Source organism: Ornatilinea apprima (genome assembly GCF_001306115.1).
Classification (GTDB): domain Bacteria; phylum Chloroflexota; class Anaerolineae; order Anaerolineales; family Anaerolineaceae; genus Ornatilinea; species Ornatilinea apprima.
The window spans coordinates 1-13,919 of sequence record NZ_LGCL01000045.1 but is presented as its reverse complement, the minus strand read 5'-3'; the positions used below and the strand labels follow the sequence as shown (position 1 = coordinate 13,919).

The 13,919-nt window shown below is 52.4% G+C and carries 13 protein-coding genes and 3 riboswitches; of the genes, 4 read left to right on the top strand and 9 right to left on the bottom strand.

The window, feature by feature from the left end; translation table 11 throughout:
* Nucleotides 1–81: 81 nt before the first annotated feature.
* From eno to ADN00_RS18255, 4 genes are all read right to left on the bottom strand, one after another.
* A complete protein-coding gene (gene eno, locus ADN00_RS18270; RefSeq protein ID WP_075064446.1) occupies nt 82–1,365 on the bottom strand; it encodes a phosphopyruvate hydratase in 1,284 nt (427 codons plus the stop codon).
* A gap of 50 nt (nt 1,366–1,415) precedes the next feature.
* On the bottom strand, nt 1,416–1,895 hold the full coding sequence (locus ADN00_RS18265) for a hypothetical protein (RefSeq protein WP_152966417.1): 480 nt from the start codon (nt 1,893–1,895) through the stop codon (nt 1,416–1,418).
* 42 nt (nt 1,896–1,937) lie between these two features.
* Nucleotides 1,938–2,010, bottom strand: a riboswitch (Fluoride riboswitch).
* Between the two features lie 21 nt (nt 2,011–2,031).
* Nucleotides 2,032–2,556, bottom strand: coding sequence for a hypothetical protein (locus ADN00_RS18260; RefSeq protein WP_075064444.1), 525 nt, complete (start codon nt 2,554–2,556; stop codon nt 2,032–2,034).
* Entirely contained in the window at nt 2,549–2,980 is a 432-nt protein-coding gene (locus tag ADN00_RS18255; RefSeq protein WP_152966416.1) for a hypothetical protein, read from the bottom strand. Before ADN00_RS18255 ends, ADN00_RS18260 begins: the two co-directional genes overlap by 8 nt.
* A 102-nt stretch (nt 2,981–3,082) precedes the next feature.
* Nucleotides 3,083–3,153, bottom strand: a riboswitch (Fluoride riboswitch).
* A 113-nt stretch (nt 3,154–3,266) separates the two neighbouring features.
* Nucleotides 3,267–3,332, top strand: a riboswitch (Fluoride riboswitch).
* Nucleotides 3,333–3,402: 70 nt separating this feature from the next.
* Here ADN00_RS18255 and ADN00_RS18250 point away from each other — a divergent pair.
* Both ADN00_RS18250 and ADN00_RS18245 read left to right on the top strand, forming a co-directional pair.
* Nucleotides 3,403–4,938, top strand: coding sequence for a MutS-related protein (locus tag ADN00_RS18250; protein WP_075064442.1), 1,536 nt, complete (start codon nt 3,403–3,405; stop codon nt 4,936–4,938).
* Nucleotides 4,935–6,446 carry a MutS-related protein gene (locus ADN00_RS18245; RefSeq protein WP_075064441.1) on the top strand — a complete coding sequence of 504 codons (1,512 nt, stop codon included), beginning with the start codon at nt 4,935–4,937 and terminating at the stop codon, nt 6,444–6,446. The genes ADN00_RS18250 and ADN00_RS18245 overlap by 4 nt, the downstream gene beginning before the upstream one ends.
* A gap of 186 nt (nt 6,447–6,632) precedes the next feature.
* Here the strand turns inward: ADN00_RS18245 and ADN00_RS18240 are convergent, their stop codons facing one another.
* The 3 genes from ADN00_RS18240 to ADN00_RS18230 are packed head-to-tail and all read right to left on the bottom strand — an operon-like array spanning nt 6,633 to nt 10,210.
* Complete coding sequence (locus ADN00_RS18240) at nt 6,633–8,075, bottom strand: DUF4129 domain-containing protein (protein ID WP_082390414.1); 1,443 nt, start codon at nt 8,073–8,075, stop codon at nt 6,633–6,635.
* Nucleotides 8,065–9,273 carry a DUF58 domain-containing protein gene (locus ADN00_RS18235; RefSeq protein ID WP_075064439.1) on the bottom strand — a complete coding sequence of 403 codons (1,209 nt, stop codon included), beginning with the start codon at nt 9,271–9,273 and terminating at the stop codon, nt 8,065–8,067. Before ADN00_RS18235 ends, ADN00_RS18240 begins: the two co-directional genes overlap by 11 nt.
* A 1-nt stretch (nt 9,274) precedes the next feature.
* Nucleotides 9,275–10,210, bottom strand: a complete 936-nt coding sequence (locus ADN00_RS18230; protein WP_075064438.1) for an AAA family ATPase — start codon at nt 10,208–10,210, stop codon at nt 9,275–9,277.
* Between the two features lie 205 nt (nt 10,211–10,415).
* Between ADN00_RS18230 and pstB the strand changes: the two genes are divergently transcribed.
* Complete coding sequence (gene pstB / locus ADN00_RS18225) at nt 10,416–11,186, top strand: phosphate ABC transporter ATP-binding protein PstB (protein ID WP_075064437.1); 771 nt, start codon at nt 10,416–10,418, stop codon at nt 11,184–11,186.
* Between the two features lie 23 nt (nt 11,187–11,209).
* Nucleotides 11,210–11,863 (top strand): phosphate signaling complex protein PhoU, encoded by a 654-nt coding sequence (phoU, locus tag ADN00_RS18220; protein WP_075064436.1) that lies wholly within the window; start codon nt 11,210–11,212, stop codon nt 11,861–11,863.
* A gap of 42 nt (nt 11,864–11,905) precedes the next feature.
* Here the strand turns inward: phoU and ADN00_RS18215 are convergent, their stop codons facing one another.
* Together ADN00_RS18215 and ADN00_RS18210 are read right to left on the bottom strand one after the other, a co-directional pair.
* Nucleotides 11,906–12,664, bottom strand: coding sequence for a metallophosphoesterase family protein (locus ADN00_RS18215; RefSeq protein WP_075064435.1), 759 nt, complete (start codon nt 12,662–12,664; stop codon nt 11,906–11,908).
* Nucleotides 12,655–13,665, bottom strand: a complete 1,011-nt coding sequence (locus tag ADN00_RS18210; protein ID WP_075064434.1) for a CHAD domain-containing protein — start codon at nt 13,663–13,665, stop codon at nt 12,655–12,657. Before ADN00_RS18210 ends, ADN00_RS18215 begins: the two co-directional genes overlap by 10 nt.
* Nucleotides 13,666–13,919 lie beyond the last annotated feature (254 nt).

Genomic DNA, 13,919 nt, shown 5'->3' with positions numbered 1-13,919 from the left:
TAAAAATATCTGGCTGGATAACAGAAAAGCCACCCAGAGGCAGGGGGAACACCTGCCTCTGGATGTGGTTTGAATTATGTACTAGCGAACAAATGCTTTGCGGCCGGCATATACTGCCGCTTCGCCAAGCTCTTCCTCGATGCGCATTAACTGGTTGTATTTTTCCACCCGCTCGCCGCGGCAGGGGGCGCCAGTCTTCAGGTGGCCGGTGCTCATGGCAACGGTGAAATCGGCAATGAAGCTGTCGATGGTTTCGCCGGATCGGTGAGAAACCATGGAACCCCAGCCGGCTTTGCGCGCCATTTCAATGGTGGCGATGGTCTCGCTGATGGAACCAATCTGGTTGAGTTTGATCAATACGGCGTTGGCCACGTTTTCGCGAATGCCGCGAGAGACGCGCTCTACATTGGTAACAAACAGGTCGTCACCAACCAGCTCAATTTTGTCGCCAATGGTTTGGTTGAGCAGTTTCCATCCTTCCCAATCGTCTTCGGCAAGGCCGTCTTCAAGGACGACAATCGGGTATTTTTTCACCCAATCGGCATACATGGCAACCATTTCTGCGGAGGTAACTTTCTTGCCCTCGGTTCGCAGGTTATATAACCCATCTTCATAAAAACCGCTGGAGGCGGGGTCGAGCGCCAGAGCGATCTGTTCGCCGGGTTTGTAGCCAGCTTTTTCGATGGCTTTGAGGATGACCTCAACCGCTTCTGCGTTGGTCTTAAGCGCAGGGGCAAAGCCGCCTTCATCTCCAACACCGGTGGTATAGCCGCTGCTTTTTAGCACGCCTTTGAGGGCATGGTAGACCTCGCTACCCCAACGCACCGCTTCGCGGAAATTGGGCGCGCCAACCGGAGCGATCATAAATTCTTGCAGGTCGGTGCCCTGCCAGTTAGCATGCACGCCGCCGTTGAGGATGTTAAACATCGGAACCGGCAACAGTTTGGCGGTAACGCCGCCCAAATACCGGTAAAGCGGCAGCGCAACTTCGTCGGCGGCAGCCCGAGCAACGGCCAGGCTGACGCCCAAAATGGCATTGGCGCCAAATTTACTCTTATTGGGCGTGCCGTCTTTATCAAGCATGGCTTTATCTACGGCAGATTGGTCCAGGGCATCCATTCCCAGAATGGTGTCTGCGATCTCTGTATTGACGTGCTCAACCGCTTTAAGAACACCTTTGCCGTTATAGCGGCTTTTATCCTCATCGCGCAGTTCCAGGGCTTCATGGATGCCGGTTGAGGCGCCTGAAGGCACAGCCGCGCGTCCAAAAGCACCGCTTTCCAGGCTGACTTCAACTTCGACAGTTGGGTTGCCGCGTGAATCCAGGATTTCTCTGGCATGTACGTATTCAATTGTGCTTTCCATTAGACTACTCCTTTGGTGTGAAAAAATATGGTTTGTAACTTGTTCATTGATTAGGCAAGATCTTTGGGCTGAATACTGACCTCAGTGAAGATCAATTCGACCATCCTTTGGCATAGTTCAGTAATCATTGCTTGTGAAACACCTTCTTCGGGTTTTGCAATATTGGTCGCATCGGCGGGTCGCATGGCATTGATGTAATCGCGAAGCGCCCACCCCAATTTTTTGGTGGCTTCCAGGATTGGTAGGGGCAGGTCATGCTCAACCGCCCCGTTGGTCGCTTTTTGCGGCAGATCATCCAGGTTCGCGTGAAGCCCCACTTGAAACACTGGAATGGAACAGGTTTCAATGAAGACTTGATCCATTTTGTCCAGAAGTGCGTGAATGGATTCTTTCCATCGTTCTACCGTTTCTTTTTTTCTTTGCATAAATAAAAGATTGATTTCCGGAGCCATCCATAAGGCGTCAGCGAGGTCGTAGGCTGAGCGGATCAAGTAGATTTGTTGGTGTTCCATCCTTTGATTTGCGTTCATTTTGGGTGCCATTTAGAATAATAGCCTCTGTCTTCGTCTTTGAATAAGACAGAGGCTATCAGCCAAAAACGGCGGTTTGATTACATCTCAAGCGAGCCTCATCGCTTTTTTAATTCTAACCTGCCTTGCTGTGGTGTCAAGTTCTCTTGAAAATTCGATGCCACCATTTCGTTGCTTGGTTGTCTTGAGCGCCAGTCAAGTCTGTATCGGGTCGTGGGCTGCATACTGTTAATTGCTCAATGTCTGCAAGTTGTTGTTCCATTTCCTTCATTTTTTGGTTCAATTCCCATATTTCCTGCTTTTGGCGCTTAACGATGCTGCGAAAGCCCATATTCTGATTGTGAATAGCGCCTAGCGAATTTTCCCAATCGTGATTGGCTTTTTGAAGTTCAAACATGCGGAAGCGCATGGAAGCCAGGGAGGATTCAGCTCTTACCAGGCGGGCAACAATGGATGGCTGGTCTTGCGGGATGCCGATTTCTTGCACTGTTTCAAACAGCTCATTACTGCGCAAGTATCCAAGCCCCGCCCCCAAGACAATTCGATACCCTTCTGATAGTGACCAGTTTTTCGCGCCCACATATTCATCCAGCTCAGATTTCGTTTGTGGGTCAAGCGAAATCTCAATTGTTTCCGATGGGGTGGAATTGGGTTTATTCATCATCATTCTCGAAATAGGCTGGAATACTGGGGTCATCCAACTGGCTGCCGGAGGTGATTTGCATCAATTCAAGCAATGTTTGAATGAGCTGTTCAATCCCCTGGTCGATGGTATCGGCAGTCGCATCGTTGAGTTTTCCATAGCTGCGCACCTGTTTTGCGTGGCAGTCCTCTAACCCCACCCAGCTGAGACTCAATTGGGCTTGGATGGTTTTCAACGGGTCTTCGGTTCTGGACTCTATCTCCAGCACGGAAGTGAATTTCTGCAACACCTCGAAAGCGGCCGCGATTTTTTCGTTAAGGGTCTGTATCTCAGCAGGAGAAAAAGCAGACGTCCTGGAATAAAGAATCCCCGATTCATCTTCCACCAAAAGCCGCGAGATTAACCGCAGCGATTTCTCAAAAGAGAGGAGAGTTGTACGCAAATACCTTTTTTGAGAAGGGTTTAACGAAATATCGCGAGATAATAGGGTTTGTTCAAATTCGTTTGGGAAAATTGGCATAAAAAAACCTCTACCACGCGTTCATTCAGGGTAGAGGCTATCAGCCATACATGGCGATTCTCAAACCGAAAGCGAGCCTCATCGCTTGCCCCTGATTATAGGGCTTACAGATACCTGGGTCAAGGCAACGAGATCGATTCTTTATCAATTCTTATTTTAATGAGGTCGTTCGACATTTCCTTGACCCGCTTATTGATTTTGGGTAGAATGATGATTGAGCGATGAGGCTCGCTCTTGAACCAAACGCTGATAAGCTGATGGCCTCTACCAGATTTGATCTAGGTAGAGGCTACTTTTTTTCTCTAGCTGGATTGCGATTAACGTCTTGCGAGGTATGGTAGAGCATGTCTTTTCAAAGTATTTTATTTGATACCAATGAATCACCGGTCCCTGAGATTGCAACCGAGATGCCAGTATTCTTTTCTGATCTCAACTTGGATCAGGTTGTAGAGGTAATTACCGCAAAGAAAAAAGATTATCAACTGGCTCCCTTTTTTTACACACCATTGAAGAATATTAAAACCATTGAATACCGCCACGCGGTTATGCAGGACTTGGGCGACTCAGTTCTTTTTGGAAATGTTCAAGCATTTGCCAGTGGAATGGTGACGGTGAGAGGTTTTTTGACCCGGGCGGGCAAGGCGTATTATGAGCTGCAGGCGCAGCGATGGTTTTTAGACGCGGTGCAGGTTTATTGCGAAACCGTATTGAGACTGAAAGAAGATCTATCTCAAGTTCAATTGGGTGCTCAGGGATTGATCGGCTTTAGAAATTACCTGAATGATTATGTGAATTCTGAACGGTTTAAGCGCTTGTTGCGGGAAACAAAAACGCTGGAAGACGACCTGGCGTCTGTTTGCTATACGTTGATTATTAAAGGCACGACCATCAAAGTACGCAAATTAGAGCCAGCAAGCGATTATAGCGAAGAAGTGATTCAAACCTTTGAGAAATTCAAGCAGGGTGCTGTGAAAGATTACCGGGTAACGCTTACAGACCGCCCCGATATGAACCATGTCGAAGCCAAAGTGCTGGAAATGGTGGCCCAGCTTCACCCCGAAATTTTTACCAGCCTGGCGACCTTTTGCAGTGAAAATTTGAGTTTTATCGATGAAGTGATCGGTAATTTTGATCGAGAAATCCAGTTTTACATTTCGTATCTGGAGTACATGGGGACGTTTAAGAAAATTGGATTGAGTTTTTGCTATCCTGAGATTTCCACGGAAAGCAAAGAAATTTTAAGCCGCGATAGTTTTGACCTGGCGTTGGCGCATAATCTAAACCGCGAAAACGCGATGGTGGTCTGTAATGACTTTGAGCTGAAAGGCAAGGAGAGAATAATTGTGGTATCTGGTCCGAATCAGGGCGGAAAAACCACGTTTGCCCGCGCTTTTGGGCAATTACATTACCTGGCCAGTTTAGGATGCCCGGTTCCTGGCAGCGCGGCAAAGTTGTTTTTGTACGATCAGCTTTTCACTCATTTTGAGAAGGAAGAAACCATTAGTAACCAGAGCGGTAAACTGCAAGATGATTTGGTACGAATTCATGAGATTCTGGAACAAGCCACTCCCAACAGCCTCATCATTATGAATGAAATTTTTACTTCTACCACACTCAAGGATGCGGTTGTGTTAAGCAAGCTAATTTTTAAAGAAATCATTGACCTTGATATGTTGTGCGTGTGCGTTACGTTCATTGATGAATTATCAAGGTTAGGCGAAAAAACAATCAGCATGGTCAGCACTGTGACCCCGGAAGATTCCAACCAGCGGACATTCAAGATTATTCGCAGAGATGCAGATGGGATTTCTTATGCCATTTCCATTGTGGAAAAATATCACCTTACCTACCAGCATCTGAAGGAGCGGATCAAGTCATGAAAGCTTATCTCATGTTCAATGACCGCGATTTTGATCTCAAAGGTCCCCAGCGAACCAATCAAGATTTTCTGGTTCAGGACCTGGAGCTTGATTTTCTTTTCAACGCGATGGCCGGCGGTGATAAATATCTGCTGGAGGTTGCCACCAAAGCGTTGTTGAGTGACGCGCCCATGACCGTGGAAAGAGTTTTGTATCGGCAGGCGATTCTGAAGGATTGCTTAAAAAACCCTTCTATTGTGCGTGAAATATACCATATTGCTCTCGACGCGATCGAGAAAGAGAAGAAAGCCTATTTTGGGTTCTTCTGTAAATTTCCCGATTCGATTCTGAGCCGCTCCATTGAGGTATTGCAGTTGTTCTCTGATACATTAAAGCGTCTGCGAGCCATATCTGAAACGTATGGCGCGCAATTTGACTCGCAGGGATTTCAAACCCTGTTTGCGATGCTGCAAAGAGAGCTGAGTGACGCCTATTTTCTTGAAATTCAGAATCACCTGCGCGTACTGAAATTCCGTGATGGGGTTTGGATCAGCGCGGAACTGGGGCAGGCAAACAAAGGAATCAACTACGTTCTTCGCAAACCGCCCGAAAATCATTCGAATTGGTTTGATCGCCTGTTCACCATTCAACCGCCAGAGTTTTCCTATACCATTGCCGATCGCGACGAAGCCGGATCGAGAGCCCTTTCTGAGCTGCGCGAACGCGGCATCAACCTGGTGGCCAACGCGCTGGCACAGTCTTGTGATCATATTCTCAATTTCCTGGTTTTGTTGAGAACCGAGCTAGCCTTTTACCTGGGCTGCATGAATCTTTATGAGCAGTTGGGCCAGATGGGCGAACCGGCCACGTTTCCTGTCCCGGCGCGATCTGAGGAGCGCGAGCTATGTTTTGAGGGTTTGTATGACATGTGCCTGGCGTTGAATCTTCAGCAGAAAGTGATTGGAAATGACCTGGAAGCTGACCGGAAAGATCTGTTGATTATCACCGGCGCCAACCAGGGCGGAAAATCAACTTTCTTGCGGAGCATTGGGCTGGCTCAGCTTATGATGCAAAACGGTATGTTTGTGCCAGCGATTTCGTACCGCGCAAACCTTTGCGAAGGACTTTTCACCCATTTTAAGCGTGAAGAAGACACCACAATGAAAAGCGGAAAATTGGATGAGGAATTGTCGCGCATGAATACGATTGCTGGGCACTTAGCAGAGCATTCGATGGTGTTGTTTAATGAATCATTTGCCGCGACCAATGAGCGGGAAGGGTCGGAAATTGCCAGGCAAATTGTGCGCGCTCTGGTAGAGCGCAAGGTGAAAGTATTTTTTGTAACCCACTTATTTGATTTTGCCCAAAGTATGTTTGAAGAAGGCTCGTTGACTTCGATCTTTTTGCGAGCAGACCGGCAAACCGATGGGGGGCGGACCTTTAAGCTCTATGAAGGAGAACCGCTGCAAACCAGTTTTGGTCTGGATGTTTACCAGCGCGTGTTTGCATCACGGGCAGACCGTGATTGAGAGGGCTTCTTCACTTTTCTTTCTTTTTTTGCGGCGTGTCAGGTTAACGGATGGTTGCCTGGGTAATTTGAATCGGATGCCAATATGGTAGTCCGGGCCAGGCGGCCGTCGCCGTTGAAGAGGTAGCTGGCTTGTCTGACCACCGGGACGGAGGGGGCTGCCGGCGGGAAAGATCAGGTTTTTTTTTTATTTCTTCGCGTGCATCTGCTTAACCATCTGATTTCCCCTTTTTTGGATCTGTTTCCAGGCCTGAAGCACGCTGTCTACTTCGGCCTGGGTTTCGGGCATTTGGCCGTAGCGCACTTTCTGGTAGGCATGGGTCATCAAGTCCAGGTCAGCAGAATGGTCTGGAAAGAGCAGCTGGAGCGTGGGTAGGAATTCGGCAGGGGTGGCAGCGGGGGGGCGCGGGTGCCCAAGGCGCTCACTCAGCTCAATGAGCCGCGCGTAGGCGAGGCGAATGCGCGCGGCGGCGAGGGCCTTGCGTGGAGAGATCCACCGACTGGCGGCCGTGGAGGTGGGAGATTGGCGCTCTGTTCGCAAGGCGCGCGCCGTTCTTACGCGGTCTGTTTGCTCTTCGGCGCGCAGCTGGCGGCGGTAATAGCGAAAGCGCAAGCTCAAAAAAATCAGGACAATGAGGAAGAGCACGGCGGCGATGAACAAGACTGGCCGGCCGTTTTGCGTGGAGACCATATCGAGTGCCTGCTGGCCGGTATCAAGCATCTGGTCGGCGGCTTGCTGCGCGGCAGAGTAAGGGATCAGGTCAGGAACATCACCAAAGACTTTTTGGCCGAAGCGGTACGCGGCTTCGAGGATGAGAGCCAGCACCGGAGAAAGGATGAGGATGATGAGCAGCGCCAGCCCGGAGAGCAGCAGCAGGGCGGCTTGCGCCAGCACCGAGGCGATGGGTAGGGCGGCGTAGATGGAGATGAGCAGCGCCGTCAGTGAAATCAGAACAGCCAGCCCGAAAAGAAGAGGTGGCCAAATCGAAGCAAAGCGGGGCAGGCGCCCTCCGCGCACGGCTTCCTGTTCGGCGATGCGCGCGATACTGAGGGCGAGCAAGCCGAGGAAGAGAAAAGCGGCAAAGCGGATGAGCAGAGCGGAGGAGGGCTGTGAAGAGTAGATCAGTCCGAAAAAGAGAAGGGCGAAGCTGCCCAGTTGAAATTCTTTCTCAATGAATTCGCGGCTGAAAACACGCTGTCCCAGGTCGAGGGAGCGCCAGGCGCTGAGGCCGAAGATCACCAGGTGCGCGAGGACGCGGTTGAAATTTTCGGTGGTAGAGAACGCCCATTCCATCCAGCGCTGCATGGTAAGTGTTTCTCGCAAGGGGAGAAAAAGAAGCAGAAACGCTGTGAGGAAAATAATGCTGACCATCCACAGCAGGGCGGCGGAGCGCTGCAAGACAGGTCGGTCCTGCAGTTTTTCGAGCCCGCGTGAGAGCCAATATCCCCCGGCGAGCACCAGCAGCCAGATAAGCCCCATTGCCCAACTTGAGGCTTGCGGCGCGACAAGTTGCCGATACCAGGCCGAAACCCACACGGCATACATGGCCAGCAGCAGGTGCAGGGCCATTTCACTCCACAGACGGAGGCTGAGTTTAGAAGCGAGACGAGTAGAAAGATTAGTGAGCATGGGCCAGCAAATCTTCAGAATAGGGCAGGTGGATGGTTTGAATGCCGGGCAAGGTGGGGGGCGCGCTTTCGGCAAGGGAGATGAGAGTGGTGTGCGGGCGGTATTTTTTTAGGCGCATCAGCGATTCCACCAGCGAGTCAGGCAATAAAGCGGTAACAATCATCAGCGTTGAGCCGTAGGGGATTTTTGGAAGGCTGCGGATAAGAAAATCTTCAAACGGTGCGGTTGTGTAGACCGTAACGGCAGCCAGCGATTGCAGCAGCGTGGCAAGCTGGTTGGACGAGCGCCCTGGGGCAATCTGGAAGGGGCGGTCGGCGTGCGATAGACAGCCGTTGGAAACCAAACCAACCGAGCAACCGCTGTTGAAGGCGTGATAGCAGGCGGAGGCGGCGACATTGATCAGCGCTTCGAGAAGGTGCTGATTGGTGCCAAGCCAGGCGTGGTATGACGTGCTGACATTGAGACAGACGGTGAGGACGTGCGAGGTAACCGGTTGGTAGACTTTGACCTGCACAGCGCCAGAGCGTGCGGTGGCCGGCCAGTGCACGTGGCGGAAATCGTCTTCGGGTTGGTAAGGGCGCACGCCCATCGGTTGGGTGGGGTCTTCGAAGAGACGGCGTGGCGCGGCGCGTTCGCCAAAGGGGTCGTCCGCCGGAAGGCGCAGGGCGTTGAGAGGCAGGATTTGCGGGAAGACAGTCAGGGTTTCGGGATACGACAGGCGTTTTTCCAGAGGTGCCAGGCCGAAAATATCGCTGGTTTCCAGGTCTACGGGGCCAACGGTGTAAACTCCGCGCTTACGAAAGCGGAGGGGGTAGGTACGGGTAACTTTTTCGTCAGGTTTAAGGCTGAGGGCGTTGACAAGCTGCCCCTGACCGGCGATATTCGAGGGTGAAAGCGCGTTTTTATCCACCGGTGCGGCGTCGAGGGGCCATTGGTCGCTGGCGCGCAGCCAGGTGAGCGGCAGCAGTTTGCGGTTTTCGATCTCCACACGAAGTGTGGTTTCTTCGCCGGGGAAGCCGCGGCGATAATGCCAATGACGGCGGTAAGTTACGCCGCGAAAGGCAAAACGCCGCGATAGAGAAGCAGCAAGCAAAATGAGGAGGAACGCTCCGGAAAAAATGACCAGCCATTCCTGGCGCAGCATCGCGCCGGCAAGGAACAGGGTGACGAATATGGGCCAGGAGCGATGAAGAGACATGTCAGGCCTCAACCGGCACGGGCACGGCGCTGACAATATCATCAATGAGTTGTTCGGCGGTGCGTCCGCGCAGCTGTGCCTGGGCGGAGATGATCAGGCGGTGGCTGAGGACAACCGGGGTTAGCAGCTTAACATCATCCGGGAGAACGTAATCGCGGCCCTGGATGGCGGCCCAGGCTTGCGCGGTCTGGTAAAGGGCGAGGGTGGCGCGGGGGCTGGCGCCGAGCTGGATGTCGTTATTCTCGCGGGTGGCGCGGGCGACGCGCACAATGTAGTCGCGGAGGGAGTCTTCGACGCGCACCTGCTTGCGCTCCTGGATGAGGTCGAGGATTTCGGCGGCGGAAACAACAGGCTGCAAGCTTTCCAGCGGGTCTTCGGCACGGAAGCGTTCGAGGATATGGTTTTCTTCATCCAGAGAGGGATAGCCCAGGTTGACTTTAATCAAAAAGCGGTCGAGCTGTGCTTCGGGGAGTGGAAAGGTACCTTCCAACTCGACCGGGTTTTGGGTGGCCAGCACAAGAAACGGGCGCGGCAGCGGGCGCGAGGCGCCATCGGCGGTTACCTGGCGCTCTTGCATGGCTTCGAGCAGGGCCGATTGGGTGCGCGGAGTGGCGCGGTTAATTTCATCTGAAAGAACGACCTGGCTCATGATGGGGCCGGGACGAAATTCAAATTCCTGGGTTTTTTGGTTGAACCAGCTCAGGCCGGTTACATCGGAAGGCAGCAGGTCGGGAGTGAACTGGATGCGCTGAAAGGAGCAGCCAAGCGAGGCGGCCAGGGCGCGCGCCAGGGTGGTTTTACCGGTGCCGGGGACGTCTTCAAGGAGGACGTGGCCTTCACACAGTACGGCGGTTAACAGCAGCTGTATGGATTGTTCTTTGCCGACAATCACTTTTTGGATATTGCGGGTAACTTTTTGGGCGGCTGAGGCGATCACGTTTTCCTCCGGGTGGGGTTTGTCGCTGGGAATTGTATCACTAATGCGGGTTTCACAGCGGTGTTTTGATGGGGGATAGGCGGCATGGTGTGAAGCGCGATTGGAGGATTAAACCGCCCAGGATTGAAAATGCCAGTTATAATTTACCTATTGGCGGGTGGCGCTCGCGGTCAGCCGCTGACCTTAGAATAAACAGGTGAAATGGATGACTCTTGAAACAAAATTGAAGGTGATTGATTTTAATTTGTACTACGGAAATTTCCAGGCGTTGAACAATATCACCCTGGACATCCCTGAGAATCGCATCACGGCGATCATTGGCCCTTCAGGCTGTGGAAAGAGTACTTTTGTGCGCTCGATTAACCGGATGAATGATCTAATTCCCAGTGTGCGCACGCACGGTGAAATGTACATGGATGAAGAAAACCTGTTTGACATCAATGTGGTCGATTTGCGCCGGCGCGTGGGTATGGTCTTTCAACGGCCAAACCCGTTTCCCAAGTCGGTATATGATAATGTGGCCTACGGTCCGCGCATGCATGGGATTAAGAACACAAGTGATTTGAACGATATTGTGGAGCGCAGCCTGCGGGCCGCCGCGTTGTGGGATGAGGTCAAAGACGATTTGAACAAATCGGGGTTGGCCCTTTCGGGCGGGGCGCAGCAGCGCTTGTGCATTGCCCGCGCGCTGGCCGTGGAACCGGAAATGATTTTAATGGACGAGCCGGCCTCGGCACTGGATCCGCTGGCCACGCTGCATATTGAAGAGCTGATGCAAACGCTCAAAGAAAACTACACAATCGTGATTGTTACTCATAACATGCAGCAGGCGGCGCGCTCATCGGATTTCACGGCTTTCTTTCACATGGGTGAAGACCGGGCGGGATATTTGGTGGAATATGGGCCGACTGAGGAGATTTTCACCAATCCGCGTCAAAAATTAACCGAAGAGTATATCTCCGGGCGTTTTGGTTAGCCGCCCGTCAGGTTGTTTGCCGTATGCCGCGCAATTCGCTGGACAAGAAAATTCTGGCCATCAAGAACGATGTGCTTTTCTTGCACGGCATGGTGCAGCGAGCCACCACGGCCGCGCTTGGCGCGCTGATGCGCAAAGACTTTCGTGCTTCAGAATCCATTTACCGCAATGATTTCCTGATCAATGATAAACGCATTGAGATTGAATATGCCTGCCTGCTGTTGATTTCTACCCAGCAGCCGCTGGCAGATGATTTGCGTCTGTTGGCTTCCACTTTGGAAGTGATCACCGATCTGGAGCGGATGGGGGATTATGCGAAAGGCATCGCGAAGATCAACCTGCTGATTGGCAAAGAGCCGTTTCTGGAACCGGTGCAGTATCTGCCAGAAATGAAAGATCGGGCGTTGAGCATGTTGGAACGCGGTGTGGAAGCATTCATTAAGTGCGATCAGGATCTGGCGTTGAAAATTCCACGGGAAGATACCGCCGTGGACAATTTATACCAGGCGTTGTACCACGATTTGATGTCGCTGACCGCGCAAGACAGCAGCCATAATGAGCAGGCCAATCACTTGTTATGGGCGGGGCACAACCTGGAACGCATGGCAGACCGGGTTTCCAATATTTGCATCCGCACCAATTTTGTGATTACCGGGAAAATCATCGATTTTAATTGAATCCCCAGCCGGACGGATAAAGAGAGGGGGAAATGAGTTGACCTATTCCGGGCGGATGGGCGGCAGGCTGTTGGCAAGAACCCAATCCAGGCTGCGGCCAAGCAGCACCATTTGGGCAAATTCTTCGGGCAGGTTTTGGCCGCGAATGGCCTGCGCCGCCAGGTGGGTATCATATTCCAGGCGGTGGTGGGTTACGGTGAGCTTGCCTTCGTCCATGTTGAGAACCGCGTAGCTGGCGCGCGGGTCGCCGTCGTCCGGGCGGCCGATGCTGCCGGTATTAATGAAGAGATGCCCGGCTGCGTGGCGGGTGAAAGGGACATGGGAATGGCCGCAGACAATGACGCGAGCGCTGGTCATGGCGGCCAGCTCTTCCAGGCGGGTAAGGGGTGTGAGCGGGGTGAGATATTCACTGCGCGATTCGGGGCTGCCGTGGGTGAGCAAAATAGAGACGCCTTGAATTTCCACGATTTGCTGCTCGGGCAGCGCATGCAGGTAAGCCAGGCTGGCCGGTGAGAGTTGTTCGTAGGCCCATTGGAACGCCTGCAACTTGAGACCGGGTTTGGTCTGCTTCCATTTTTCACCCTTTTGAGGAAATTGAATCACTTTCCGGTCATAATTCCCTAGAATACTGGTTACATTGTGCTGACGAAGGCGCTGAATAACCTGTTCGGGAAAGGCGTTATAACCCACCATGTCGCCAATGTTCAAAAAGCGGGTGATGCCCAGGGAATTCGCATGGGCAAGCACAGCATCGAGAGCGGGGAGGTTGGCGTGGATATCTCCGATGAGGGCTATTCGCATGGCTGTTCCCGCGGCGCGTCCGTTGCGGACTCATTGGGGTAAACATCAAGCGGGGCGGAAACGATCTGCCGCAATTGCGGCCAGACGTTTTCCTGCTGCCAGGACTGCCACTCCACGAGGAAGCGTTGGTAAAGCTCGGCGCGGGTCTGCTGCTGGAACTGGAGAAAGTGCTGCAGGCCAGGGCGCAGAATGTTCATCGCGCGAGTGTGGCCGTGGTATTCCAGTGCGCGATAGGTCTCCTGAGTGATGAATTCAGGCAGAAACTCGGTCCACACATCGCAATCATGAATGTCGCCCAGTAGTTCCTGAACGCTTTTGATGGCTTTCAGTTCGGATTTACATTCGCCGGGGTAAAGGGTGGCAAAGATTTCGAGGGTGTAGCGCAGGCGTTTGGCCTCAATGCGCATTTGGTGCAGTTCGTGGATGTTTTTAGGGTCAAAGATGCTGGCTTCGCAGGCCAGGAAAATATCGAGACGCTGGGTGATGGCCTGGGCGGCTAACTGGTAGAGGGGCAAGCTGGGGGGCTGGCCGGTTGGCGTGACGAGGTAAGGGGCCAGGGTGGTTTCAATGCGCGGCAAGAGGCGGCTCTCCTGAAGCTGGCGCATGGCTTCGATGACGTGGTTGTGAATGGAGAGGCGTTTCTGCGTGAGGCGCAGGCGCAGGCGGCGCATGCCCGGCCGAAACTGGACGGTTTTCACAGCTGCGATGGCCTGGTCCAGTTTTTCGATTTGCACGTCCAGGTCACGGGCTTCTCCGAGGGCGCGGGTAACAGCACGGGATTGTTTTAGCCAATCGGCGGCCTGATTTTTAGAGAAGCATGACTGAAAGAGGGGAATGGCGCTGCGCAATCGGCGAGTGGCGACACGCATGCGATGAATGTATTCGATATCATCCGATTGAATAACGCCATCAATTTCGGCGGCCACAGCCTGGCGGTGTTTTTCTATGATCTCAGCACCAAACGAGCAGGTGCATTCATCCATTTTCTTCTTTTTCTTCATTCCATCTCCAGGGTAAGGGACACTCGGCGGGACGGGTTACCTCTATTGTAGCAAATATTCAGAAGTGTATACCGGATGGAGGACGTTCCTTACTGATCGGTATAAATTGCTTGAATCCAAAGTAAAAGTTACTGTATCGAATATCCATAGATCTGGAAAAGAGAGAGCTCAGCGGCCATAGATTGCCTTATGGAGTGCAATGGCCCAAGGCCTGTTTTGATGAGGGCCTTTGAAGACTGGCATTGAGCATTGGA

What these genes read in the sequence shown, in the direction of transcription:
- ADN00_RS18260 (WP_075064444.1), bottom strand. Translation starts at nt 2,556, where the DNA reads ATGAATAAACCCAATTCCACCCCATCGGAAACAATTGAGATTTCGCTT.
- pstB (WP_075064437.1), top strand. Translation starts at nt 10,416, where the DNA reads ATGACTCTTGAAACAAAATTGAAGGTGATTGATTTTAATTTGTACTAC.
- ADN00_RS18210 (WP_075064434.1), bottom strand. Translation starts at nt 13,665, where the DNA reads ATGAAGAAAAAGAAGAAAATGGATGAATGCACCTGCTCGTTTGGTGCT.
- ADN00_RS18265 (WP_152966417.1), bottom strand. Translation starts at nt 1,895, where the DNA reads ATGAACGCAAATCAAAGGATGGAACACCAACAAATCTACTTGATCCGC.
- ADN00_RS18240 (WP_082390414.1), bottom strand. Translation starts at nt 8,075, where the DNA reads ATGCTCACTAATCTTTCTACTCGTCTCGCTTCTAAACTCAGCCTCCGT.
- ADN00_RS18215 (WP_075064435.1), bottom strand. Translation starts at nt 12,664, where the DNA reads ATGCGAATAGCCCTCATCGGAGATATCCACGCCAACCTCCCCGCTCTC.
- ADN00_RS18235 (WP_075064439.1), bottom strand. Translation starts at nt 9,273, where the DNA reads ATGTCTCTTCATCGCTCCTGGCCCATATTCGTCACCCTGTTCCTTGCC.
- ADN00_RS18250 (WP_075064442.1), top strand. Translation starts at nt 3,403, where the DNA reads ATGTCTTTTCAAAGTATTTTATTTGATACCAATGAATCACCGGTCCCT.
- phoU (WP_075064436.1), top strand. Translation starts at nt 11,210, where the DNA reads ATGCCGCGCAATTCGCTGGACAAGAAAATTCTGGCCATCAAGAACGAT.
- ADN00_RS18245 (WP_075064441.1), top strand. Translation starts at nt 4,935, where the DNA reads ATGAAAGCTTATCTCATGTTCAATGACCGCGATTTTGATCTCAAAGGT.
- eno (WP_075064446.1), bottom strand. Translation starts at nt 1,365, where the DNA reads ATGGAAAGCACAATTGAATACGTACATGCCAGAGAAATCCTGGATTCA.